This is a genomic window from Spongiibacter nanhainus (genome assembly GCF_016132545.1).
Taxonomy (GTDB): domain Bacteria; phylum Pseudomonadota; class Gammaproteobacteria; order Pseudomonadales; family Spongiibacteraceae; genus Spongiibacter; species Spongiibacter nanhainus.
Genome location: NZ_CP066167.1, coordinates 3,468,236 through 3,491,918, shown reverse-complemented (window position 1 = coordinate 3,491,918; position 23,683 = coordinate 3,468,236). Strand labels below are relative to the sequence as shown.

The 23,683-nt window shown below is 55.6% G+C and carries 20 protein-coding genes; 11 read left to right on the top strand and 9 right to left on the bottom strand.

Features of this window, described 5'->3' with window-relative positions; all coding sequences use genetic code 11:
- Positions 1–3: 3 nt before the first annotated feature.
- The 5 genes from bcsQ to I6N98_RS15975 are packed head-to-tail and all read left to right on the top strand — an operon-like array spanning position 4 to position 10,539.
- Entirely contained in the window at positions 4–738 is a 735-nt protein-coding gene (gene bcsQ, locus I6N98_RS15995; RefSeq protein ID WP_232787758.1) for a cellulose biosynthesis protein BcsQ, read from the top strand.
- Complete coding sequence (bcsA, locus tag I6N98_RS15990) at positions 738–3,356, top strand: UDP-forming cellulose synthase catalytic subunit (protein WP_198569321.1); 2,619 nt, start codon at positions 738–740, stop codon at positions 3,354–3,356. Before bcsQ ends, bcsA begins: the two co-directional genes overlap by 1 nt.
- 2 nt (positions 3,357–3,358) lie before the next feature.
- Positions 3,359–5,626 carry a cellulose biosynthesis cyclic di-GMP-binding regulatory protein BcsB gene (gene bcsB / locus I6N98_RS15985; RefSeq protein WP_198569320.1) on the top strand — a complete coding sequence of 756 codons (2,268 nt, stop codon included), beginning with the start codon at positions 3,359–3,361 and terminating at the stop codon, positions 5,624–5,626.
- Positions 5,627–6,775, top strand: a complete 1,149-nt coding sequence (gene bcsZ, locus I6N98_RS15980) for a cellulose synthase complex periplasmic endoglucanase BcsZ (RefSeq protein ID WP_198569319.1) — start codon at positions 5,627–5,629, stop codon at positions 6,773–6,775.
- On the top strand, positions 6,766–10,539 hold the full coding sequence (locus I6N98_RS15975; protein WP_198569318.1) for a cellulose synthase subunit BcsC-related outer membrane protein: 3,774 nt from the start codon (positions 6,766–6,768) through the stop codon (positions 10,537–10,539). The genes bcsZ and I6N98_RS15975 overlap by 10 nt, the downstream gene beginning before the upstream one ends.
- A gap of 26 nt (positions 10,540–10,565) precedes the next feature.
- Here I6N98_RS15975 and I6N98_RS15970 read toward each other — a convergent pair whose 3' ends face one another.
- Positions 10,566–10,745 (bottom strand): hypothetical protein, encoded by a 180-nt coding sequence (locus I6N98_RS15970; protein WP_198569317.1) that lies wholly within the window; start codon positions 10,743–10,745, stop codon positions 10,566–10,568.
- A 397-nt stretch (positions 10,746–11,142) separates the two neighbouring features.
- On the opposite strand from I6N98_RS15970, the gene I6N98_RS15965 reads away from it, so the two are divergent.
- The 3 genes from I6N98_RS15965 (at position 11,143) to I6N98_RS15955 (ending at position 12,622) form a co-directional block, all read left to right on the top strand.
- On the top strand, positions 11,143–11,583 hold the full coding sequence (locus I6N98_RS15965) for a DUF3429 domain-containing protein (RefSeq protein WP_198569316.1): 441 nt from the start codon (positions 11,143–11,145) through the stop codon (positions 11,581–11,583).
- Between the two features lie 131 nt (positions 11,584–11,714).
- Entirely contained in the window at positions 11,715–12,134 is a 420-nt protein-coding gene (locus I6N98_RS18850) for a BLUF domain-containing protein (RefSeq protein ID WP_198569315.1), read from the top strand.
- 185 nt (positions 12,135–12,319) lie between these two features.
- On the top strand, positions 12,320–12,622 hold the full coding sequence (locus I6N98_RS15955; RefSeq protein WP_232787742.1) for a c-type cytochrome: 303 nt from the start codon (positions 12,320–12,322) through the stop codon (positions 12,620–12,622).
- Between the two features lie 14 nt (positions 12,623–12,636).
- On the opposite strand, the gene I6N98_RS15950 is transcribed toward I6N98_RS15955, so the two are convergent.
- From I6N98_RS15950 to I6N98_RS15935, 4 genes are all read right to left on the bottom strand, one after another.
- Positions 12,637–13,512: an HDOD domain-containing protein gene (locus I6N98_RS15950; RefSeq protein WP_198569313.1), complete on the bottom strand. Its 876-nt coding sequence runs from the start codon at positions 13,510–13,512 to the stop codon at positions 12,637–12,639.
- Between the two features lie 108 nt (positions 13,513–13,620).
- On the bottom strand, positions 13,621–14,025 hold the full coding sequence (locus I6N98_RS15945; RefSeq protein WP_198569312.1) for a hypothetical protein: 405 nt from the start codon (positions 14,023–14,025) through the stop codon (positions 13,621–13,623).
- Positions 14,026–14,075: 50 nt separating this feature from the next.
- The gene (locus tag I6N98_RS15940) at positions 14,076–14,900 is read right to left on the bottom strand and encodes an MBL fold metallo-hydrolase (protein ID WP_198569311.1); all 825 of its coding nucleotides are present in this window, start codon (positions 14,898–14,900) and stop codon (positions 14,076–14,078) included.
- A gap of 208 nt (positions 14,901–15,108) precedes the next feature.
- Complete coding sequence (locus I6N98_RS15935) at positions 15,109–15,366, bottom strand: hypothetical protein (RefSeq protein WP_198569310.1); 258 nt, start codon at positions 15,364–15,366, stop codon at positions 15,109–15,111.
- A 135-nt stretch (positions 15,367–15,501) separates the two neighbouring features.
- On the opposite strand from I6N98_RS15935, the gene I6N98_RS15930 reads away from it, so the two are divergent.
- Both I6N98_RS15930 and I6N98_RS15925 read left to right on the top strand, forming a co-directional pair.
- Complete coding sequence (locus I6N98_RS15930; RefSeq protein WP_232787374.1) at positions 15,502–15,747, top strand: TIGR03643 family protein; 246 nt, start codon at positions 15,502–15,504, stop codon at positions 15,745–15,747.
- Between the two features lie 104 nt (positions 15,748–15,851).
- Positions 15,852–17,135, top strand: coding sequence for an ABC1 kinase family protein (locus tag I6N98_RS15925; protein ID WP_198569308.1), 1,284 nt, complete (start codon positions 15,852–15,854; stop codon positions 17,133–17,135).
- Between the two features lie 39 nt (positions 17,136–17,174).
- Here I6N98_RS15925 and I6N98_RS15920 read toward each other — a convergent pair whose 3' ends face one another.
- Together I6N98_RS15920 and I6N98_RS15915 are read right to left on the bottom strand one after the other, a co-directional pair.
- Positions 17,175–18,296 (bottom strand): Rv3169 family protein, encoded by a 1,122-nt coding sequence (locus tag I6N98_RS15920; protein WP_475630835.1) that lies wholly within the window; start codon positions 18,294–18,296, stop codon positions 17,175–17,177.
- A gap of 12 nt (positions 18,297–18,308) precedes the next feature.
- Complete coding sequence (locus I6N98_RS15915) at positions 18,309–19,406, bottom strand: phosphotransferase family protein (RefSeq protein WP_198569306.1); 1,098 nt, start codon at positions 19,404–19,406, stop codon at positions 18,309–18,311.
- 94 nt (positions 19,407–19,500) lie between these two features.
- Between I6N98_RS15915 and I6N98_RS15910 the strand changes: the two genes are divergently transcribed.
- The gene (locus I6N98_RS15910; RefSeq protein ID WP_198569305.1) at positions 19,501–20,139 is read left to right on the top strand and encodes a TetR/AcrR family transcriptional regulator; all 639 of its coding nucleotides are present in this window, start codon (positions 19,501–19,503) and stop codon (positions 20,137–20,139) included.
- A 1,033-nt stretch (positions 20,140–21,172) separates the two neighbouring features.
- On the opposite strand, the gene I6N98_RS15905 is transcribed toward I6N98_RS15910, so the two are convergent.
- Both I6N98_RS15905 and I6N98_RS18845 read right to left on the bottom strand, forming a co-directional pair.
- On the bottom strand, positions 21,173–23,362 hold the full coding sequence (locus I6N98_RS15905) for an AAA family ATPase (protein ID WP_198569304.1): 2,190 nt from the start codon (positions 23,360–23,362) through the stop codon (positions 21,173–21,175).
- The gene (locus I6N98_RS18845; RefSeq protein WP_198569303.1) at positions 23,359–23,676 is read right to left on the bottom strand and encodes a helix-turn-helix domain-containing protein; all 318 of its coding nucleotides are present in this window, start codon (positions 23,674–23,676) and stop codon (positions 23,359–23,361) included. Before I6N98_RS18845 ends, I6N98_RS15905 begins: the two co-directional genes overlap by 4 nt.
- Between the last annotated feature and the right edge of the window lie 7 nt (positions 23,677–23,683).

Sequence of the window (23,683 nt, the reverse complement as noted above, 5' to 3'; positions counted from 1 at the left end):
ATTGTGGCAGTTAACAGCCTCTGCGGCGGCGCTGGTGCTACTACGGTGGTTGCCAATCTATCCCATGCTTTGGAGCTGTTGGGCTGTCGGACCTTATGCATCGACTTAAATCCCGCCAACCTTCTCACCCTGCAGTTCGGTGTCGATCCTCTGCATCGCGGAGGCTGGGCCGCCTCTGTTGTTGCTGGAGAACGGATTGGCGATGCGGTTTGGCAAAGTGATGATGGGCGGCGGATTTTGCCTTTCGGCCAACTGTCTCGGGAAGATCTCACTAATTTGGACGGGTCTGATGCCGATATCGTTGCGCGGATATGCCGACAGGATATTGCGGATATTGATACGGTGATCTTGGATGGGCCGTCTGGCTTACCGGAGCACTTCCCCGCAAGCCTACAGCGGGTGGCGGAGGCCGCGACGAATGCTGCAGTGCTGCGGATCTGGGTAATCGCAGCAGATCCGCGCAGCTACGCCACACTGCATCGTAACTTGCCAGCTAGTGGGGACGTGCAATTACTGAATCGCTATCGACCCGAGTGCATGATTGATAGCGACATTGCTACGGTGCTTCGGTATGAGTTTGACGGCGGTATGGTGCCAGTGGTGTTGCCGGAAGATGCATCGGCCCCGGAAGCGGCCGCCTGTCAACGCAGTGTAATCAGCCATGCCCCGGCTAGCCAATTGGCGGCGGATTTTCGAGCATTGGGCGTTTGGTGTCGCAGCCAACTGGAGTCGCGTTGATGGTCCGCAAGCGCAATGAAAGCGGTATCCTCCAGTTGCTTTTGACCTCGCAAGCAGCGCAGCGTTTTGAGCCTCAGTTTCGCGCGTACCGGCGAGATGGTCGGGATTACAACACCATGGGGCGCTTGTTGGTCGGAACATGGTTGGTGATTGCATTGATCATGTTCAAGCCCGCTATCCGTGGTGTTGATATGTGGCGTTGGCCACTGTTGCTGTTTCCCCATATCAACTTTAACCACCCTAGCTTGATCGATTTGCCTCGCTTCCTGGTGCAAAGCGTATGGTTGTTATTTATTCGTCAGCCTAAACCTGCGAGCTCGTCACCGCGACCAGCCTATCGTCTGGCGCTGCGCCGTACCCATCACTTCCTCTTTCACAGTTTGGCATGGCTTCGTCTGTCGGTGAGGCGCTTGCTGCGATTGGCCTGGCGCCGGGTGCCTGATGAGGAGGCTGCCGCGATGCAATCTCTGCGCCTCGGGGTGGTAGAGATAGTTCTGATCGCCGTGGTGATTGTGCTGGCGCTGTTGTGTATTACCGTACCATTCAGCCTTGCAGCGCAGGCCGTTTTTGTGGCGTCTTTGTTGGGACTGGCCATCGTATTGCGGCAAATGCCCGGACGTTTTTCGATGATGTTGCTGATCGTCCTGTCGCTGGTGGTATCAACCCGTTATATCTGGTGGCGGACCACGTCCACGCTTAACTGGGATGAGACCCTAGGCCTGTCCTTTGGATTGTTGCTTTTGTTTGCCGAGATATACGCTTGGGTAGTCCTGGTGTTGGGTTACTTCCAGAACATCTGGCCTTTGAATCGCAGTCCGGTGCCGCTGCCGGAGGATGAAACCCAATGGCCCTGCATCGATCTGTTTATTCCAACTTACAACGAAGACCTGGAAGTCGTCCGGGCGACGGTCTATGCCGCGCTGGGCATTGATTGGCCGAAAAGTAAACTCAATATCTATATCCTCGATGATGGCAAGCGAGACAGCTTTAAAGAGTTCGCCGAAGCGTTGAGCGTGGGTTATATCCGGCGTCCAACCAATGAACATGCCAAGGCGGGCAATATTAACTATGCGCTAAAGCACACCGATGGCGAATTTGTTGCGATATTCGACTGCGACCATATCCCCACCCGGGCCTTTTTTCAGGTCTCTATGGGCTGGTTTTTGGCCGACCCCAAATTGGCGTTGATGCAGACTCCTCACCACTTTTACTCACCAGATCCGTTTGAACGGAATCTGGCCAACTTCAGAAAAGTACCGAGTGAGGGAAACCTGTTCTACGGTTTGGTTCAAGATGGCAACGATATGTGGAACGCCAGTTTTTTCTGTGGTTCGTGCGCGGTTATCCGTCGCAAGCCATTGGAAGAGGTTGGGGGAATCGCCGTAGAGACGGTGACTGAAGACGCCCATACGTCGCTGCGTTTGCATCGGCGGGGCTATCGCTCAGCGTATTTGCGGGCGCCTATTTCAGCGGGCCTTGCCACAGAGACTCTATCGGCTCACGTTGGCCAACGGATTCGTTGGGCGCGGGGGATGGCTCAGATACTTCGTATCGACAATCCATTGGTTGGGCCGGGACTTAAATGGCAACAGCGCTTGTGTTATTTCAACGCGATGTTGCACTTTTTGGCGGGGGTGCCGCGTTTGATTTTTCTTACCGCACCGCTGGTCTTTCTATTGCTGCACGTCCACGTGATCTACGCACCGGCGGTGATGATCCTGCTGTATGTGTTCCCCCATATGTTCCACTCGTCAGTGGTTAATTCATTGATTCAGGGGCGGTATCGCTACTCGTTCTGGGGAGAGGTGTATGAGTCGGTATTGGCTTGGTACGTAGCTCGGCCGACAACCGTGGCGCTTTTTGCGCCTCACAAGGGCAAATTCAACGTGACTGCAAAGGGCGGCAAGGTAGAGAAGGAATACTACGACTGGGTTATCTCCAAGCCCTATATCACGCTGGTGCTATTGAATTTGGCCGGTTTGGTGTGGGGGGGCTACCGGCTAGCGGCAGGGGCCGAGATCGAGCGTTCAGCAGTGATCATCAATATGTTGTGGGTGGTTTATAACATGATGTTGCTGGGGGCTGCCGCGGCCGTCGCACGCGAAGTGAAGCAGGTGCGCAGTGCGCCCCGGGTGGAGGTGGATATCCCCGCTTCAATTCTACTGACATCGGGTCATCGGCTGCATGGCAGCCTGCGGGATTTTTCTCTGGGTGGCGTCAGAGTTGCGGTGGAGGATATGAACCTAATGCGCGATCAGCGCCATATGCAGGTGGTGCTGGAGCGTGGCAGCGAGCGCTTTGCTTTTCCAGTGGAGAAGGTTTTCGCCAATGACGATGTCATTGGCTTTCGCCTGGGGCAGCTGAGCAATGAGCAGTTGATAAACTATGTGCAGTGCACATTTGCCAGAGGCGACCTGTGGGTGCGCTGGAAAGATAACTATCGGGCTGATCAGCCAGGGATGAGTTTTGCGCAAATTTTGAGCGCTGCGGTGAGAGGATATCAGCGTATGGTGAGTATGGGACCCGCGCCGCTGCCGCAGCTTTACCGGCTGTACCAGCGTGTAACGACGGGCTTGGCTAGTTTGCGCCCGGTACCGGTTCAGGCGGTGGGAGTATGAAGATGAAAGGACGGTTGAGCTTGCCTCGGTGCACGATGGCGTTCGGGGCAGTGGCAGCGGTGCTACTGGCGGGAATGGCGACACTCTCTTTCGCTGCCGAGCCCATTGACGGTGCTGAGCCGGTGCCGGTTTACCAAAGCCGACTCAGTTTTGCAGATTTAGGTCACCAGCAGTCGCTGGAGTTACAGGGCAGTGAAAGTAGTGTCTTCCTAGGTTTTGGCTCTCGCCTAGACGAGACCGTCGATGAAGCTGAGCTATTGCTTGATTACACTGTCTCGCCCTCGCTTCGCGCGGTGTATTCGCATTTAAAGGTTTACCTCAACAATGAGTTGATGGGGTCGATCCCTTTCTCTGAGGCTGACATTGGCCAGCGTCGCCAGTCCCGTGTCTCTCTCGATCCGCGCTATTTTGGCGACTTCAACAGTGTGAGGGTGGAATTAATCGGTCATCTCACTGACGACTGCTGGAATCCAGATGAGCCTACTATCTGGACAGAGCTCAGCCAGTCCAGTGAGGTGTTGCTGTCGGTAAAGAAGCGGCGCTTGCGCAATGATTTAGCGTTGCTGCCGGCACCGTTTTTCGATGAGCGGGATTTTACGGCGCTGGAATTGCCGGTGGTGCTTCCGTCGGATTATTCGCTGGGGGTTGTGCACGCGGCGGCGTTAACCAGCTCCTATTTTGGGTCCTTGTCGACATGGCGGGGCGCCAGCTTCCCGGTGGAGATTGATACTTTGCCAGAGCGTCACAGCATCGTGTTGATGACCAATAATCAGCGCCCCCGGGCGTTCGCGGAATTCCCCCAGGTCGATAAGCCAACCCTGCAGGTTATCAGTCATCCCGACAACCCCTATGTCAAACTACTTTTGATTCAGGGGCGCGATGACAGTCAATTGATAACGGCCGTTAAGGGACTTGCATTGGGGCAGTCGCTGTTAACCGGCCAGGTGGCAGAAATTAACAGTGTGGACCAACTTAAGCCCCGCCAACCCTACGATGCGCCCAACTGGGTGCGCACTGACAGGCCGGTGAAATTGGGGGAGTTGGTCAACGACCTAACCGAACTGCAAGTCAGTGGGCGGTTACCGGGCCCAGTTAATATCTCACTGCAGGTCCCGCCCGATCTCTTTACTTGGCAGAGCCGCGGCATTCCGCTGGATGTCAGCTATCGCTACTCGCCGACAGCGGGAAAGTCCACTGGCTCCAAGATGAATTTTTTCGTCAATAACCAGTTTGTGGAAGGGTTTAATCTCACGCCGCGAGGTATTGACGGCGAAGAAAAAGAGCTGCGGGTACCGCTGTTGGATGACGGCTTAGTGGGCACTGGCGACCGGGTGCGGATTCCCGCCTTCAGAGTGGGCACCCGCAATCGTCTTAGTTTTCAGTTTGCCTTCTCGGCGCAGGTGGACGGTAGCTGCCGTGTGGTGCCAGCAGGCAGCTACCAGGCGGCGATCACCGGGGATTCCACCATCGATTTCACTGGGTTTCCCCACTATATAGAAATGCCCAACCTACACGCCTTTGTCACCGCAGGCTTTCCATTTTCCCGTCTGGCGGATCTCGCCGATACCGCGATGGTGGTTCCGCCTCAGCCGGGGCCTGCTGTTGTGCAGTCATTGTTGGACGTCAGTGGCTTTATCGGCGCCAGCACCGGCTACCCGGGGCTGGCCATGACTGTCACTGACAACCTTGAAAGCGATGACGTCAAAGCCAAGAACCTTTTACTGATTGATGTGGCACCGGGACTTGGCGGCAAGGTGGGCAATAACGATAACTTGCATTTACTTGTGGAGAACGCTGAGCGGCAATTACGTCGACCGCTGCGCAACGACAGTGGCCGGCTCAATGCCGAACGCGAGACGCAAGACAGTGCGCCGGTGGATCAGGTGAGCCTCCGCGCCGAGGGCGCGTTTGCCGCCATAGTGGGCATGGAGTCACCCTTTAAGGCGGATCGCAGTGTGGTGGCGATTGTCGCCGATAAGCCCAAGGATTTGCTCGATGTCGGCGTGGCGATGCGGGACTCGGGTAAGCTGCCCTATATGTTTGGCTCGGTGGTCACCATACGGGGTGATCGGGTTGCCAGCTTCCATGTGGGCGATAACTACTACGTGGGTGAGCTGCCGCTACTGCAATTAATCTGGTTCCACTTTTCCAAGCATCCGGTATTGCTTGCCTTTATGGCCTTACTGCTTATCGTGCTGCTTACGCTAGCGCTGTGGCGGATACTGGCTGTTTATGCAGCGCGGCGTCTCAAGCAGGGTAACGACTCGTAAATGCATCGCGCATTGCAGTGGCTAATTGTGGGTGTATGCCTCAGTGGGAGCGTAAGCGCCTCCACTGAGCTGTGTGAGTGGCCGCGCTGGCAGCAGTTCAAGGCAGAGCATATTCGTGACGGGCAGGTCCTTGAGAAGCGGGCGCAGGAGCTGCGCACCACCTCGGAAGGTCAGGCCTACAGTTTGTTCTTTGCCCTGGTGGCCGATGATCGACGCGCCTTCAATGAGATTCTTAACTGGACGGAACGGCATCTGGCTAGGGGTGACCTTACCGCCCAATTGCCTGCATGGTTGTGGGTCGAGTCGTCTGGCGGCCAGGGCCATATCGCTGATAACAATGCCGCTAGTGATGCCGATTTATGGATGAGCTACGCGCTCCTAGAAGCGGGGCGGCGATGGCAATCTCATCGCTATAGTAGCTTGGGTTACTTGTTGGTCAGACGAATTGCCAGCGCAGAGGCCCACTCTGTCGAGGACCTGGGGACCGTGCTGCTGCCTGGTCCTGAAGGTTTTGCCGGTAAGTCTGGCTCGGTACGGCTCAACCCCAGTTATCTTGCCCCGCCACTCTTAGATTACTTGGCAGAACGATTCCCCTCCGGTCATTGGCCGGCGCTGCGTGCAAGCAGTGCTAGGGTGCTACTCGATTCGCTCCAGCCCCGGGGGGCGGCGCCAGATTGGATTCGCTTTGACAATGGAGCATGGCAGCGGACCTTGCCAGATCGTATAGGTAGTTACGATGCCATTCGGGTGTATCTCTGGGTGGGAATGCTGGCAGATTCTCATCCACTTCGACAGCCTCTACTGAACGCCATGCAGCCCATGGCGTTATCGTTGCGTGAGCTTCCAGTACCAGAGCGAATCGATACTGTTAGCGGCCGGCGGCAGGGTGCCGGCCCCTATGGATTTTCCGCGGCAGTTCTACCTCTAATGAAACAACTCAACTATTCCGAGGCCGTGGCGAACCACCGGCAGCGTGTCGATGATGCCTGGCCGGTTAACACAGGGGGAAGTAAACAAGAGTCGGAACGCTACGACGGTTATTACAATCGGGTGCTGAGCTTGTTCGGGCTCGGGTGGCTTGAACAGCGTTTTTTCTTTGAGGAATCTGGCCAGCTGCAGGCGGCTAGTTGGGCACCGTCATGCGGCTAGACGGTTGGACGGCACTTCGCTTCACGCCACTGCTTGCTGTGGCGGCGGGCGTGTGGTGGTGGCAAAGCTCGCAGACGTTTGATGAGTCAAACAGCAAGCCTGCTGAGGTGTCGGTATCTCCGGCCCAACCTGCCGTTGAAACATCAACTCTCTCACCAGATGGTGACGATATCTCAGACATCGTGCGCCGTCTTCAGCTAGCGGAGCTTAGTGGCCGTTTGGATCTTATGGCGGGTTTGCTGGCCCGAGCCAATGCCTTGGCCCCCAGTCACCCGGATGTACTTTTTTACCGCGCCTACTATGCCCTTAGTGAAGAAAGCGTTGAAGATGCCCAGCTTGCTTATCAAGTAGCTCGGGACGCTGCAATAGACGAGCGTCGGCTGACACAATTGAAGAGCTACCTGGATAGCCAAACTGAAAAACGCCAGCAGCTGCAGCAGGCTCAGATTTTGGCTACCGCGGGGCGGCTCGATGAGGCGCTATCACTGTACGAAGATCTATACCCGGCAGGTATGCCGACCTTGCGGCTACAGCTCGACATCACCCTACTGCGGGGGCGGGCCGGCCAAGCTTGGGAGCAAACCCGTCGTCAACTCGAATCCCTGAACCGGCGCTACCCCCGCTTTCCGGACATTGAACTGGCGCTGGCCAATCATTATGCCCGGCGGGCTGCCACTGAAGCCCAAGCGTGGGCGCTGTATCGCAAGTTGGCAGAGGGCCCTGGATTGGGTCGCCGCGCCGCCGGGGACTGGTTGCAGCAGCTCGCCGCCCGTGACCCCACCCCCAGCGTACTGGACGATTATGCTTTGTTGGCACGCCGCTACCCGCGGGACCTGGCCGTTCAGCAGGCGCTGCAGCGGGCCCTGACTGCCCGGGATGAGGAGCGCGAGCGGTTGCGGGACCCTCACTATCGAGCCCGAAAGCGCGGTATCGCTCAGCTTGAAGCCGGTGACAACGTGGCGGCTGAGCGCTCGCTGCGTTTTGCGTTACAGGGCCGTCCCGATGACGAGCTGGTGCTAGGGAATCTAGGGCTGGCATTAATCAGGCTGGGCCGACAAGACGAAGCTTACCCGCTACTCGAGAGGGCCCTGCAGGTTAATCGCGATCCAGATCTACGCAGCAAATGGCGTACTCTTAGTGCGACGGCGGCGTTTTGGGGGGGCTTAAAGGAGGTGTCGAAGTTAGTTGATGCCGGCCGGTTTACAGCCGCCCAAGCGAGACTTGATCAGCTCTACCAATTGCAGCCCAATAATCCCAGTCTTTGGATTGCTTATGCGGGGTGGGCCGAGGCACAGGGACGCAGTGCCGATGCCTTGGACTACTACTGGCAGGCATTGCGGCTAGATGCCGAATCGTCCTCGGCACTCAGAGGTAGTTTCCGTCTGCGTGAACAAACCGCAGGACGTGTGGCGGCGTTGGCTTGGCTAGAATCTCTCACTGCCAATCAACGCCGTATCTTGGCTCCCCAGCGAGACGCTATCGAGCTGGCAATGCATTTAGCAGAGCTGGAGGCACTGGCTGTGGATGCCGATGCTAACCCTGAGCAAGTGGTCGACCGTGCCAAGGCACTGCTTGCCGCGACTCAGCAAGGCGCCACACTCTCTCCCTGGCAGCGGCGTCACCTGGCCATGACCTTACGGGAGGCTGGTGAGCCCGAGTGGGCAGACCAATTAATGGCAGGCTGGGCTGGGGCGGACGGGCGTGGGGGCGATGATGCTCTCAATACAGAAATGCAGTTTGCCTACGCACTGTATTTGTCATCCAACGGGGCGCTGCCAGCGGCCCGCGACGTGTTAAGTCGAGTGCCAGAGGCCGAGCGCAGCGCGGCGATGACTCGCAGTTTGACGCGTTGGCAGATCGATTTAGCTTTTGACGATTTATCAGTGCCTAGGGAGGGTTCGCTGACCGAAGCCCAGCGTCGACAGCTCGATCAACTAGAACAGCACTATGCCGATGAAGAAGAGGCCCAGTTGCGCATAGCTGAGATCTGGCTGGCAGCTGGAGAGATGGAGCGTGCGGGGGCGGTGATTGACAGGCTAACGCCAGCTGACGATTGGTCTCTACAAACCAATCTCGACTATGGTGATGCATTAATCGACTTGTCCCGTTTTCGCCAGTTTGAGCTGTGGTTTCTGGGTTTGGATCGGCGCAATGTCTCGGCGGCAGAGCAAGTGGCATTCACCGAGTTGCGCAGTCGCCATCAATTCAATCGCGCTCGGGCCAGCGAGGCGGCAGGTAAAGCCGTGTTGGCATATTCGTTCTACCATCAAGTGGCGCAGCGTCCAGGACCGCATAGGGTGCCGGCCTTGCTGGGCGTATTGCGAACCAGCCAGGCCGCGGGCAATCCGGACGCGAATCCCCAAAGCCTGGCAACATTGTTGGAGTTATTGCCGTCACTATCAGCGGTGGAGCTGGTGTCCCTGGCAGAGGAGGCCGATCGTATGGGGCGGCCTGAGTTACAGCTGGAAGCGTTACGAGCGCTGGGCGACAAGCCCAATGCGCCGGCCTATATACTGCGAAATGGCGTTTTGCAAGCGGAATCGGCAGCACAGTGGCAGCTCGCCGAGCAACTTACTGTGCGAGCAATGCGGACACACCTGGCTGAGCAACATGCCGATACCGAAAAACTGTACCGACAGCTAGGGAGTGACTGGCTAAGTAACAGTTTGCGAGCCAGTGTGGACCGACAGCGAGCCAGAGTGGATGGGCATGTCAAAATAGCACTCGATCTCAGTGAGCGTGAGTCCCGGGAGCGGCGCTGGCAGGTGCCGGTGGAGCTGAAGTTACCTATCCCTTCCTTGTCTGGACATCTGATCGCGCGCTTGGATGTGGTGGATGTCCACTCCGGCAATGTCAATTACTTGCAAGCTAACGACGCGGGTAATGGTGTTGATCGCCTGCCCTTTTCCGTGCGAGATCGCGGCGTTGCACTCGGAGTCGGCTGGCAAGCTGAAAATTGGTGGTTCGACCTAGGTACTACGCCTATCGGATTTCAGGAGGAAGCCTGGGTAGGCGGTGTCGGCGTTAATGGGTCGCTGCTGGGCTTGGGGTGGAGCGCCGTTTTATCTCGTCGACCTGAGATGGGCACCACACTGTCCTACGCGGGTATGGCGGTGCCAGCGACTGCCAGAAACCGCCCCGGGGCAGAGTGGGGCGGCGTGGTGCGCTCTGGTGCCAAACTGGGCTTCAGCCTCGATCGGGGGCGTGCGTTGGGAGCGTGGTGGAGTTTGCAGTATCACCAGTTGACCGGCCAAAGAGTGGAAGACAACGATCGCTTCGCGGCGTTGGGAGGCGTCTACTGGCGGGTTATTAATCGCGACGACCTGCAGTGGCGCCTGGGCGTTAATGTGCTGCATATGCAGTATGACAAAAACCTGGAGGAGTTTACCCTGAGGCATGGCGGTTACTACAGTCCTCAGCAGTATTTATCACTGTCACTGCCTGTGAGGGTATTTGGCCGTTGGCGGGATGATTGGTCCTATTTAATAGGAGCCAGTGTTTCCCGCTCCCAAAAAAAGGAAGATGCGCCGTTGGGTTTGCCGGGCCAAAGCAGTGACGGTGGCGGCAACGGCTTTAGTGTAGAAGCTGCCATCGAAAAGCGTATCGCGGCAAAATGGTATATCGGGGTTGCAGGAGATATTCAGAGAGCCGATTTCTACGAGCCCAATCACCTGTCCCTGTATCTGCGATACACCTTCCAAAATCGTTGGTCGCCCATTCCAACGCCGCCTGAGTCGCCTATTTTATATGGCGCGTTCGACTAAAGACGGCTACCGGCGACCCGTTGCACTCAGCTAGTTCGTGGCGGTGGGGTAATCTCGGCAATGCCGCGCACTTCACCTACGCGATAGCCTTTGGAAATAAAGTGATCGCGAATTGCATCCCTGTCAAAGCGACCCTGATCATTGCGGTATTCCGGACAGGGCCGGGCGGCAACGAATCCATTGAGTACAATCTCTACAACCAGCATTCTGGCACCTCATTGTAATTAGCGGTTGGCGCAATGGAGGACTTCCTCTCCTGATAGTCGTCCTCCTCACTGAGCACTAAGCAAAGGGCTTGCCAAAACTCCTGGATTGCATGGTCGTGCGCGGGAAGATTGCAACATGTTGTTTTTAATTGGTTTTTTTGGGATTGGTTACGGTTTCGAAGTTCGCTGACACTAATGCAGCGATAAGGCGCCCCAGTAGAGGGCCAGTGTGCACTAATCTACTGCGACTTAGTTGATGTGTTATTTTTGGTGTTGAATCTTAAAGCCAGGCTATTTTTTATCTCTCCTGATCACAGCTACTTATTAATACGTTTACACAATCCATTTGTTGGGAAAATACGTAACTGCACCGTAACACTTGTAGCGAGGAATTACTGTGTGCGATCAGCACTCCTCACCCACATTGCGTCCATTCTGGTATATCGTCGCTGGCGGCTTAGGGTCCCTTCCCTTTGTAGTAGCGTCCTTCGGCGCACTCGTGGGTGGCAGCTGGATGGGGCTGACCGGCGAAGTCGCACTACACAGTTACGGTGTAGCAATAGCAGCTTTTATGGCCGGCACCTTATGGGGCGGGACCTTCACGGTGGCCCGTTTTTCGGATGCAATGCTGGGGATGGTCGCCGCACTGGCGACTGCCTTTACTGTTTGGATGCCGGTGTATCAATCCCTCGCTACACTCTCTGTCATCCTGGCGACACTTTGGGCATACGACGTTTTCCGTTACTACCGGTATGCCCTGCCGCGCTGGTACCTCAGCCTGCGCTGCACCTTAAGCAGTGTAGCCATCGTCAGCCTGATGGTTCCGGTGCTGCTCTAAAAGCAAGATAAGTGCTGCTAGACCGAGGTGGGTATTCTGCTGTCGATGCAATACGTATAAGTCGCAGGGTTTCTTTTGGTTCTGAAGTAGAAACCATTACGTAGAAACCTGACGTATTGGAGGGACCACTTATGTACCTAGCGCGTCTAATATACACCAGTGTACCAACCCACGATTTTTCGCCCGACGATATATCTGGCATTCTTGAAACGGCCAGGCACAACAACCGTGAGCATTCGATAACGGGATTATTGTATTTTAATCATCGATACTTCCTACAATGCCTGGAAGGCTCGCGGTCAAATATCAACAAGATTTATCAGAGGATCCTTAATGATTGCCGCCATCAAGAGCCTCTACTACTGGACTATCGAGAGATCGAGGTGAGGGATTTCCCAGAGTGGGAAATGGCTTATCTTCCCGAGACCGAGCAAACGCGATCACTCTATATGCGCTATTCTCCAACTGGCGAATTCAGCCCTTATCACATGTCTGGGGAAAGCTGTCATCAGTTGATGTTGAGCTTGAGGAAAGTGCTGCCAGCCGTGTAGAAGAGTTAGAACTATCTCTGTCGCTGTGATCCAATTTTATTGGCTCCCAGTATAAAAAAGCGACGGGCTGTGAAGAGACTCTACCCAGGTTCCCTTCCAGGTTGCGACTGCAACCTGTCTACCCTAGCTTGCGGTCACTATGATGACCGCTTTTTTTCTGTTTATTGTTTTGGTGGTGAGTTGTGATGATTTCAGTGATGAAAAGAGTCGTTCTTACAGCCGTGGCAGTATTACCACTGACAGCGATTGCAGAAGCACCTGCCAAAGAAGCGCTGTGCCGATCCTGCCATGGTAAGGCTGGAGCGGCACCCATCATGCCAGCCTATCCAAAGTTGGCGGGGCAAAATAAGGCGTATCTGGTATCAGCAATAAAGGCTTATCGAGACGGTGAGCGGAAAACCGGCATGGCTGCAGTGATGGCCGCTTCTGCAATGGGGCTTACTGACGCCGATATTGAAGCTCTGGCAGATTACTATTCGTCTCAGTGATTGAACGCAGGAAGCTATCCCCCCTGCAGCGTGCAGCGCAGGTCCTCAATTTCCTGCTCAGCTTCCTTGAGAAAAGCGATTCCTTCAGCTGGGTCGACGTCCTCCAACCCTAGCCGTTTGAAAGCCGGTAGATCCCACAGCTTCGGCAATGTCTTATGACTGCCGCTGTGTAGATAAGTGTGATAGCGAGCAATCAATATTAGGTCGGTCAAGTCGGCAGAGTTGTCGCTGTCTCGCATCCAGTTTTCTCGGTTCAACGCCGCTATTTTCATTTCGGTATCAAACTGCCAAGCGTGCAATATCAAGCCGTTTATTTTGCCGGTGTATTCTCTTAGCAGACGTTCAGTGTCCGCCGGTGCATTCAAAAGTTCTGGGTAAGATTTAAGTTTGGCTAAAATAGGAAGCGCACCAATATCCTGAAGTAGTCCAGCCAGCATGGCCCGGTCCGGGTTGAAGCCATACCGCTTGGCCATAGTGTGGGCCAATGCGGCAGTGTGTACGCTGCGCTGCCAGTACTGACGAAGCATCCTCTTTACCCCGGTGTCGTTGATCAAAAATAGCGCCCGGAGCGCGTAACTCATGGTGAGATCCCGGGTGGTGTTGAGGCCCAGGCGACTGACCGCCATTGTCAGGCTAGTTACCGGGTTGCCGCGGTTGTACACCGCGCTGTGGCTGACTTTCATCAAGTAGGCGGCGAGCCCGGGATCTTGCTGGATGAGCCGGGCGAGCTTGTTGATATCGAGATCGGCCTTGCTGATCGCGACTCTCACCTCAATAGCAATGTCCGGCAGGCTGGGTAGCTCCAGGCTGCCATCCCGTATGCTGGTTGCTATTTCCTTAAGTAGGCGCGACTTGGCATCCAGCGTCTGGCTCGTGGCATTCGCAGGCATGTGCAAAGGTTATTCGACTCTATGGCTTTGCAGGCTCTCAATATCACGATAGTCAATCAATAGGCATTTGCCGCAGAATGACCTTGGCAGGGAGCTGGCATCAATGAGTTAGTGGGGGAAGGCAATACCGTGGTTACGCAACCACTCCTCGTCGAGTTTCCATCTTATCCGCGATACATTGGGGCTGGCCTCGACCAGGTTTCCGACAGCAGATTGTATTTCGGCCAAGCGGCGCTGTGCCTCGAAGATGCGGTCGTCAGTGATAGGCAAGTCTTTCAGAGATGGGTCGAGGACTTTAACGATGGCGGGGACAGAAACCCCCGCTGCCCGAGGAGAGCTAATTACAGCGACGCCGTTGTCGATCTGCAACACACGGAACTGATAGGGGTAGTCTTTGAGTTGTTCCTGTTGTGCGAGCAGGGCGTTTAGTTCTCGCACGTCGGACGGCTGGTAGAATGCCTTGAGTAGGATAGTGACAACGACAAGACTCAGTACGGCGGCGTAGATTTTCACTATATTATCCACTCATTCCCAAAAATGTCCCTAATGTCGCTGGCTGCAATTCATTGGCCTTGCAAATCATCAAGACAGGAATCGATGATTTTTTGCTTGCTCATATGCAGGCCGGACATTAATGACATTATATCCTCATTACCCAACAAGCGTTTGCGAATCTGCTTGGGTGAGTCGCCCCGCTGCCAGAGGGTGTAGACGTTTTGTTTCATTTCTTGAAAAAAGGCCAGCTTTTCTGCAAGTACGGCCTTGCCATTGTTGACCACTGCTCGGTGGGAGCAAAACAGTGTGTCAAAGTCCAGGTTCAGCGCTGCCGTCAGACTGCTGATCCAGTCGCCCACATCCTCTGCCACCGTCATGTATTTGAGCTTGCTGGATACATACAGGTCGCCGGTGAATAGCCAGCCCTCATCAGGCTCAAGATAGCACACCAGATCGTTGGTGTGGCCGGGCATGTGAATGGGTTGAAGGCGCTTGCCACAGTTGGTCTCGATGAATGCGGGCAGTGGGTTGGGGGTGAAAGGTTTGACGTTGCCGAAGGTGGCGCGACGAATGGGTGACAGTTTTAAGCCATTGGACAGCAGCTCATGATTGTTGCTGTGGCTGTAGATGGTGGAGCCAAACTGCCTTTGTAATTGATGGCCATTACCGCTGTGGTCTTCATGATGATGGGTGAGTGCAACCTGGGACACCGTTTGACCTTCCAGAAAGCCTCTTAGGTGTTGCCATTCCCTTGGGGGGCCGGTGTCGATGGTGGTATTCCCCAACCGATAGACAATACAGGAGGTAATCAGGTTGTACTGGCCTTTGCGGTTAACGCGACCAAGCCGGACGCCCTCTACAAAGGGGTGGTCGATGTGGTGGATCAGCGCCATGGATACCTCGCCTTTTTATCAGCGCTAAAGATTGCGGGTTCTGTGCTAAAACCGCGATACCACAAATCGGGTAGTGTTCCGGATTGCTTGGCGACCCACGTGTCTCACTGAGGGTGGCCGTTACGCTACGGGGGGTTGGCAGGGTGTCGAAACAAGGGCGGTGACGAAATGCGGCAGCTCAAAGCCATCTTCATTGTCGTCTGTCGCTTCAGGTGATTAGAGCTCTGCCATTACCCTGATCAGTCGCCACAGCATTGGACGGTGTCGTTAGTGCAGAGTGGGTTTGCGAAGCTGCATCGGTGGTCGCAGCGAGTTCTGTATCGTTGCCACTGAGATCCCGAGCTTTGACCTGCCAGGCATAACTGGAATCGTCGGTGAGGTTGTCCGCTGTGTAATCACTGCTGCTCACCCAACCACTGTCGGTACAGCCTGCGCCGCCGGACACACAGCTAAAGTAGTACTCCACAGGGCCACCGAGCTCATCCCCGTGGGGCTGCGCGGTGATAGCGACACTGCCTGCGCTTGTGGCGATCCACGACGACCAAACTCTCGTAGATTTTTACTGCCGCAGAAAATACTTGATTAAAGGCGGAGGATGGCAATGACTCTGCAAGACGAGTCCCGCATTATCGAAATGGCCTGGGAAGACAGAACGCCCTTTGAAGCGATCGCATTTAACTACGGTTTGTCCGAGGGCGAGGTGATTGCGTTGATGCGGCGCCGCCTGAAGCCCTCGTCATTTCGGCTGTGGCGACGTCGCGTTGCTGGGCGCAAGACCAAGCACGAGCAGTTGCGCCATCCCGGTACAATCCGCGCGTATTGCCCAAGCCAGTACCGCCACCGGTGATAGGCGTGTAGGGTGTTGCCGGTACCCTTAACCGTTTAGGGCCTTTTTTTGGACAAGTACGGAGCAGCCTTTGCCAATGATTCTACTCCAGCGAGATGGCCGGTATGGCTGTTAAGGACAAGCGTGGCCGTCGTATTTTTGCTGCCGGCGTGCGCACAGTGGGTCGCGGAATGCTGCGCACCCTTACCCGCAGCGAGGCGGGGGCCCATTGGGCCAAAGTGGGGGAGGACTGGTATCAGACTCTCGGGGAGTTGAAAGGCGCAGCCATGAAGTTGGGCCAGTTGGCCTCCCAGTACCACGATCTTCTTCCACCTGAGCTAGCTCAGCAACTCGCCAGGCTACAAAGCAGTGCAGAGCCACTGCCCTGGGAGGTGGTGGAAGAGGTGCTGCATCAGCAGTGGTTGAAATCCCAGTGGAATGCGATCAGTGAGATCAATCCGGAACCTTTGGCCAGTGCGTCTATCGGTCAAGTGCATACTGCTTGGTTGAAAAATGGAACCAAAGTCGCGGTTAAGGTCCGTTACCCCGGTGTTGCGGCGGCAATGGATTCAGATATCAAAAAGTTGGGTCGGATTTTGTCGGCCGCCGGCATCCTCCAGTTGGACAAGGCCAGCCTGGCGGGGCTGCTTGCAGAAATTCGTGAGCGTATGGCCGAAGAGATGGACTACCAGCGTGAGCGGGAACACCTTGAACTCTTTGCTGGCCTGCCGGGTATGCAGGGTTTGGTCGTGCCTGCCGTGGTGGGGAAGCTGTGTGCAGAAGGGGTGCTGGTTACCGAGTTTGCGGAGGGCGAGACTATTGATGTCGCGCAAACTTGGCCCCAGCCCCTTCGCGATGCCATAGCGGCGCGCTATGTGGATTGGCTGATTGCCCAGATTTTTGAGCACGGTATCGTTCATGCCGATCCCCATCCCGGCAATTTTAAGTTTCGTGAAGATGGCACTATCGTGCTTCTCGATTTTGGTTGTGTGAAGCGGGTGTCGCCGCAGCATCGCGGGTCGATGGCGGCGCTGATGCATGCCGTGTTGGCCGAAAACTATGAGGGCCTTCACTATCACCTGGGACAGCTGGGTGGGTTGGCGACCCCCGAGGCGCCCCTGACGGATAAGTTGCAGCCGATCTATGCCGAGAGCGCAGCGTTTTTGCGGGAGCGCATGCTGGAGGTGCCGTACTTCGACTTCAGTGAACCGAGTTTTATACCTGACGCCAGGGCTATTGGGCGGCGAGCGCTGCCCCAATGGCGGGCTTTTAAGCCGATTCCCGAGCTAGCCTTTGTGATGCGCGCGCTGAGCGGGGCGTATTGGTTGCTGCGCCGACTGGAATCGCAGGTTGATATTCGCGAGCGAATTCAGGATATTCCGCAGAGCCCTGAGGAGCGCCTGCCCTGACATAGCGGCTTAGCCGGTCACTGGCTGCTCTGCACCCTACTATGCACCGTCGAACCAGTCTTTGAAGCCGTGCCCCTGGTGGGGGCCTATGTGAAGCTGCTCTAGCACTCCGTAGCCGACTTCATTGCCGCAGCGGGCGATCACGGTCTGCTGGATGTGAATGTTTTCCAGTGCTAAAGGGTCGGCGTCATCGCAATTCCAGCTCTCCCCGGCAATGGCGAGCTCGCCCTGCCATTTGCCGTGTCCCCACTCGGGGTGCATGTAACCCAGGCCTTTCATTCTGTGGACTAAGGCCGGTTCAATGGTGATGTCCAGATGCTCGCCATCTTTGTTGTTCATCCTGAACGTTCCCGACAGCGCCTGGCGGGTGCCGGGTTTTAATTTCACCTGATGACCGACACAGCCTTGCCACAGTTGCATCTCCGGGTCGTTAATCTCAATGCTTTCTGGCTTGCTGTGAATTGGGACAATGGCCTGATCGGTATGCCATTGGTAGCCGCCCTCATCTTCGAACCAGCCAGCTAGAGTGCAGCGGTCCTGCCAGTGAATCGGCAGCCACATAAAATGTAGCGGCTGAAAGCTGTTTATCGGCGCGCCACCCTCATAAGGGGCGCCCACCGGGCGTATTCCCCAGGAGCGATCCTTAAGGCCAAAGGCATTATCCCCGTCGACAGCGATCTCTCGTCCCTCGATGCGGATGGTGCCCTGCCAACCGCCGAACTGGTCGATACGGGTGGCGTCCATCACCAAGTGACGTTCGTTGCGCAGGGTTTGTCTGCCCTCGGGGATCACACCGGTTTTAGGAGTAAACACCAGGTCACATTCAATGTTGGTCTCGTTGGCCTCAATGACCAGGCGGTGTCGACCCATGGGTTCAAGAATCGACAGCTTAAACGGCCCCACGTCCAGGTCCGTGGGTTCGGCTGAGGCCCGGCGCGAACCGTGAAAGGCGTATTGCCTGCCATCCACCACCACGCTAAAACTGCAATCCACAATGCCCAGGTTGGGGTATCGGCACAGGCCAATACCAAAATAAAAACTCCCGTCTTTGGCGTGGCCGTTGTACCAGAAGCGGTCATAGGTGAAGCGGTCGCTGCTGGCAGTGAGGGCAATCGGTTCGGCGGTTTGATGTACGGGGTAGTCATCCAGTTTGCTGATCATCACTGACGCTCCTCAGGCTGGTGTTTCTGAGAGAATTTTTTCCAGGTACTTCACTTCAAAGCAGCTGCTGAAGTGGCTGTTGATACTGTCTTCGTTGTTTTGTCCTACTGACATACGCCCTAGCAGCAGGGCAAATCGCAACCCGGCAAACACCAGATAGTAGTGCAGTTGGTCAATGCTGTAGCCGCTTTGCTGCGCCCACTGCTGCGCGGATTCCCAGCGAGAAGGGAAGCCTTCGAGCGGCGGGAAATCCAGCCCGTGACAGAACAGCTCGTCCATATAAATCCACCAAGCCAGATCCTGAAGGGGGTCGCCCAGGGCCACCATCTCCCAATCCAGCAGCGCCGCCACATCGCTTTTGTCTGGCGTAAAGATCACGTTTGCCATCCTGGAGTCGCCCCAACACAGAGCAATGGCCTGCTCTTCAGGTTGGTGAACTCGCAGCCACTTTAGGGCGCGTTCCGCCGAGTCGTGAGGCAAAAATTCGCCACCCCTCTGGTAGCCCCACCGGTAGTAGTTCTCCCAGTAGGTGAGTTGTTCGTCCAGGTTTTTTGGAATGTCGAGACTGGTCAGTACGGCTTTTATGGCGGGTGCGTGAATATCTAGCTTGCTGACCTGGGCCAGTCGCGAGAGCCCTGCCTGCCAGAGTTGGCGGCGCGTATCCGGTGTCTGCTCGGTCAGCCAGCCATCCATGTGATAGGGCGGCATATCTGGCGGGATATGCCCCTCGGTTTTGGTCATGATGTAAAAGGGCTTGCCCAGCACTTGGCCGCTTAGCTCCTTGGCAACGATCTCCGGCATCGGGATATCGCTGTGCTGACTCAGCATCTCGATGACGCGGCACTGAATATCCAAGTCGTATTCCGGGAAGACCAAATAATCGCCCCGGGGCTCAATACGGGCGACATAAGACGTGGTGGTGCTGGTTTGCGCGTTGTCGTGGACGGCGTCAAATACCATGGTGATATTAGACATGCCGGTACCCTCGGGGACGTTGAGGGCCGGTATTCGTACTTTGCTATTGAGCTGGCTAGCCAGCCAATGCTCGAGTTTTTGCCGGGTCTCTTCAGGATTGTCCAGAACCGGCGTGGGGCGCTGATCGTCGCTCATAATAAGGCTCGTTGTTATGTTGTTAAGTAGCCGATTCAAAGATGCTAACACGAATTAAATAACGGTGTTAATATATTTCCTTGGAGGGCTGGTAATGAATAAAAACGTGCGACCCGTAGGGCGCCCCGCTGTGACCAGCAGAGAGGCAATCCTCGCTGCTGCAGTGGAGTTATTGCAGAGGGAAGAGCTCTCAGAACTGAGCTTGCGGCAGCTTGCTAAACATTTGGATGTCAGTGCGACTTCCCTATACCGCTACTTTGAGAGCAAGCAGCAGTTGGTCAAAGCGCTGGGTGAGCAGGTGCTGGCCCTGGATGGGGGAACTCTCGCTGCGAACCAGTCCTGCGAGCAGCGCCTTGAGCAGTTGCTGGATCAGTTGCGAGCACAGGTGCTCACTCTCCCTGGGTTGCTGTCCCAATTTAACACCGCCTTACCCGCCGAAGTGATGGTGGCCACCATTGCCGAGCTGGCTCGCCCCATCATGGATATGCAAATTAATGAAGCACAGGCGGTGAGGCATGCTCAGTCACTGCTGTGGATGACGCTGGGCTTTGCTTTGTTTGAGGCCTCTTCCAGCCAAGCAGAAATCGCGGCTCAGTTTGTAGACCTCCCCGCCGAGTTGCAGGGTACAGCGAAGTATCTGGAATTGGGTAATCACGAGCGCTTGTGGAGGGAGCTGGTCGCGCGGAATATCCATGGGATTAATGGCCTTGCAGCTACCGAATATAGATCGTAACTGATTGAATATTAATATTTATCGTTTATGGCTTATCTGTTTATGCCCCCATTTATGCCCCCGGTTTGCTGTTGCTGGGGGCATCTGGCGGTGATGATAGCGGCCTGATCTGCCTAGGGTTTTCTAGGCTGACTGGTTAAGGTTTATTAAGGTTTCTAGGCCCCCGTGCGTACTGGTCCCGAAACTGGCCCCTATGCGGCCCCATAGCACGAAGTGTGGCGCTCTCGCGTAGTGACCCCCATAAAACCTTGCCTGATCCTTGCCGGGTCTTTTTATAGACGGGAAATACCCCTCCGGAAATTGGTTGGCAGCTCGCTGAGTTTTCGCGGTAGGTCAAAGGGTTGCGGTGTTCGCACCCTCGCGATAACCGGAGCGCCCAATATGTCCGAAAATGGATTGATTCAATCGGTAAGTGCCTGATGGGCGGGGGCGGGTAAATCCTCAAATGCGGCTGACTGCTCCACCGCAGCGGAACTCAGTTTTTCGCATCCACAGAATTTGCCCTTTTTACAGTGTCAAAAAATTCGGCCCTTTTTAGGACTAAAGAAACTCCGCTTTTTACTGTCGCAAGTAATTCCCGGCACCTAGAATTACCCGATGTTGACCAGGGGCGTCGATGGGGCCACTCGGCACCTGTTAATGCATCCTCGGCGGGTTATCCTTTCGCTCTTGGATTAAGTTTGCAGCTGTTCTCATCGCCGAGTCATATCGGTTGCGCATCTGCCGGGATAAGCGCTCTGGCTTATATGGGTTCCATTCACAATTGATAGCGGTGCCCCCTCCCCACGAAATGGTGACGTGTAAGCCTTTGGCTATGCGGGCGGTAAACTCGAAGGGTTTGCTGGCGCTTTTCTGTTTCACTATTTGGTCTCCTGAGGTTTTTAGCCAATCGGGGGGGGTGGCGGCGGATTATGCTCTAACGCTCCAACGGTGCTCTAACGCTGCTTCAACACTGTTAGAGCACTGGTGGGCAAGCATCCCTGCTTGCACCAACGGTGCAGGGGGGGTATGGGGGGAGTGACGGAGCAGATTTCTAAGCAGCATTTTCTGCCCCCTCAGACTGGCTAATTTCCTCTCCGGTTTGACCGTCGGAGCAGATTTCACCCTTTTGGCTTTCAGCAAGTACCAGCTTTTCACCTCGTTGCCGGTTCGGTTTGGTATAAGCCTTGCGGACAATGACGCCATCCCGAATCATGGCGAGTATTAGTTTTGGGACATCTCTTTTGCGGACGCTCTTAAACCGCTCCGGGTACTCCTCCAGGTTGGCGAGGGCGCTCATTGCGCTGTAGCCTCCAGCCTCTAATTTAGAATAAACCGTTACCCCCGCTTCTCCAGCTGCTCGGAATGCGGCTATCAGGTCGCGCCGGTCCTGTGCCTCGGTAAAGTCCTCCGCAGCGCCTAGTTGCATCATCGGTACGGGCACACCTTCGTCGGTAATGGTGATAGGTAACGGATTAGCCCTTTTGCCCACATTCAGCTTTTCGTGTTCGATTACGCGCTGGCCGTCTCGCTCAATCAACGCCAACCGCGACCGGCTAGAGTTATGCCAAGCTGTGGAGCCTGAGTAGCTATTACCGCTGGAGCCGTTGCGGGCGGCGCTTTTGTCTATGTGCGCGAGTAGGAGCACGGCGGAGTTATTTTCGCGGGCAATGGTCGTTAGGGAGCGAATAAACCCCCGGACTAGTCGGCGGACATTCTCGTTAGCGTCAAAGGCGTCGCTGGCGTTGTCGATTACGACCAGTGTCTTACCTTCTGCGTGCTCACGTACCTGTTCGTAAGCGGCGGTTAATTCTGTCGGTGCATTCTGACCGTCCCCTTTTGTGGTCATCAGCGCGGCGTACTCCGCTGTACCGTCGAGCAGTTCAAAGTTCTCCAGCACGGTGAATTCATTGAGCTGATATTCTTCAATGACGCGGCGAAGGCGGTACTTCACCATTGCGGCTTCATCTTCCAGAGAGACGAACAAGACCTTCCCCTGTTCAACGGCCATGCCTGCAAAGGTGTCACCGCTAGCTATATGCGCACTTAACACTATGGCCACATAGCTTTTGCCCATGCCGCCGTGGCCACCGAACAATGTGGGGTATCCACGAGGCAGCCAAGGTGCCATCGCAAAGCTAGGCTTTTCCGGCAGTGCCACCATCACTTCTGATACGTCGATACACCGCAGTGGGGCCTCTGGTGTTCCCTCATCCTCGGTGCTCATAAAATCGTCCTGAGCTGATTTCTGGCGCATGTACTCTCTTTGGTTGTGCTTGGTAATGGTTAGCCCATCGGGGGTGGTGAATTGCTCGCCTACAGCCTTCACGGCGGCTGTGAAATCGCCGCCATACTCGAAGTGCACTAGCAGGTCGAAAGCATCCCCCGATTTCTCCAGCCCGGCGTCACGGTCTGATTGGTGTGAGGTAATCCAGCGATTGTCCTTAACGACCACCCCCGGCGTCCCGCTCTCGCTGTATGGGCTGAGCCAGCGATTACCCCGGCGCCGGTATCCATAGGTCTCAAGTACCAGCTCAACGCTGTAAGCGGCGTTAAATGCGTCTAGCGGGCTTTTTTGGCCGCTTTCCAGGCGTTGCCGTAGCTTCTCCATTGATTCGGCCAGTCGGGCCTTGCGGTTGGCTTCTGCCAGGGCCTCCAAATGCTTGAGAGCGTCCGTTTCCGTCGACCAACCAGATAGGCTAAAAGCCCCTCCCTCGCATACGTGGTGCCTATACAGTTCGCCGCGATTGGGTAAGTAGCAAATCTGATTAGCTGACTCCGTAGCGCGGTCGGGTTCTATCCCTTCTGCGGATAGGTAGTCGTCTAGCACTTGCTGACCGTACTGAAAGTCAGTACCGCTGACAGGCTCCGCCAAAGGAATTAATACGCGACACTTTAGGTTTTCTGGGGTGGCGCTTTTGCTGGAATAAATATAAGCCTCTGACCAGCCTGTAATAACTCCCACAGCGTCCGTTACTAGACTCCATGTAATCCCTTCCAAATTATCGAGATCGGCCCACAGGGCGTAGAATTGGCCCTCCTTGAGCTGCCTTTGCTTACTGCGGGTTTTAAGTGTCGAGGGAATGATCCACGGGGCCTCCGATTTCTTACAGTCAACTGGATCGTTCACCATTAGCCGAACTTGTTGGAGCGATACGCCAATCAGTGGCCCGTGCTGGTTGTTACTGTCGGTGTGATACTGGCCGTTACCAGAACAGAGTGAGGGATAGCTAGCTTCTGTCATACGCCATTACCCCCTGCCGGCCCGCTAGGCTTCCATTTTCCGGGTTGAAGCACGTATCGAACTACTCGGTGTGAGTGGCCTTTAGCGGTAGTGTCTGATACTCGAACGGACTGTATATTCATGCCCAACCACCAGCGCATTTCGTTGATACGTGAGCCGGGGCGCAAAATGTCGTATTGTTCAACAAGTTCTATAGTTGTCAGCCCTGCCGGGTTTGCTCTTAGCGCTTCCTCGATGCGTAGGTGCTGGGCGGCAACCGAATTAGCGTTTTTAGTCCGTGACTGGCTGCTCTTTGGGGTGGCCTTTTTTTTCATCTCTCCA

Excerpts from the sequence above, each read along its gene's own strand:
- bcsA (WP_198569321.1), top strand. The coding sequence starts at position 738 with ATGGTCCGCAAGCGCAATGAAAGCGGTATCCTCCAGTTGCTTTTGACC.
- bcsB (WP_198569320.1), top strand. The coding sequence starts at position 3,359 with ATGAAAGGACGGTTGAGCTTGCCTCGGTGCACGATGGCGTTCGGGGCA.
- bcsZ (WP_198569319.1), top strand. The coding sequence starts at position 5,627 with ATGCATCGCGCATTGCAGTGGCTAATTGTGGGTGTATGCCTCAGTGGG.
- I6N98_RS15975 (WP_198569318.1), top strand. The coding sequence starts at position 6,766 with ATGCGGCTAGACGGTTGGACGGCACTTCGCTTCACGCCACTGCTTGCT.
- I6N98_RS15970 (WP_198569317.1), bottom strand. The coding sequence starts at position 10,745 with ATGCTGGTTGTAGAGATTGTACTCAATGGATTCGTTGCCGCCCGGCCC.
- I6N98_RS18850 (WP_198569315.1), top strand. The coding sequence starts at position 11,715 with ATGTACCTAGCGCGTCTAATATACACCAGTGTACCAACCCACGATTTT.
- I6N98_RS15955 (WP_232787742.1), top strand. The coding sequence starts at position 12,320 with ATGATTTCAGTGATGAAAAGAGTCGTTCTTACAGCCGTGGCAGTATTA.
- I6N98_RS15950 (WP_198569313.1), bottom strand. The coding sequence starts at position 13,512 with ATGCCTGCGAATGCCACGAGCCAGACGCTGGATGCCAAGTCGCGCCTA.
- I6N98_RS15940 (WP_198569311.1), bottom strand. The coding sequence starts at position 14,900 with ATGGCGCTGATCCACCACATCGACCACCCCTTTGTAGAGGGCGTCCGG.
- I6N98_RS15930 (WP_232787374.1), top strand. The coding sequence starts at position 15,502 with ATGACTCTGCAAGACGAGTCCCGCATTATCGAAATGGCCTGGGAAGAC.
- I6N98_RS15925 (WP_198569308.1), top strand. The coding sequence starts at position 15,852 with ATGGCTGTTAAGGACAAGCGTGGCCGTCGTATTTTTGCTGCCGGCGTG.
- I6N98_RS15920 (WP_475630835.1), bottom strand. The coding sequence starts at position 18,296 with ATGATCAGCAAACTGGATGACTACCCCGTACATCAAACCGCCGAACCG.
- I6N98_RS15915 (WP_198569306.1), bottom strand. The coding sequence starts at position 19,406 with ATGAGCGACGATCAGCGCCCCACGCCGGTTCTGGACAATCCTGAAGAG.
- I6N98_RS15910 (WP_198569305.1), top strand. The coding sequence starts at position 19,501 with ATGAATAAAAACGTGCGACCCGTAGGGCGCCCCGCTGTGACCAGCAGA.
- I6N98_RS15905 (WP_198569304.1), bottom strand. The coding sequence starts at position 23,362 with ATGACAGAAGCTAGCTATCCCTCACTCTGTTCTGGTAACGGCCAGTAT.
- I6N98_RS18845 (WP_198569303.1), bottom strand. The coding sequence starts at position 23,676 with ATGAAAAAAAAGGCCACCCCAAAGAGCAGCCAGTCACGGACTAAAAAC.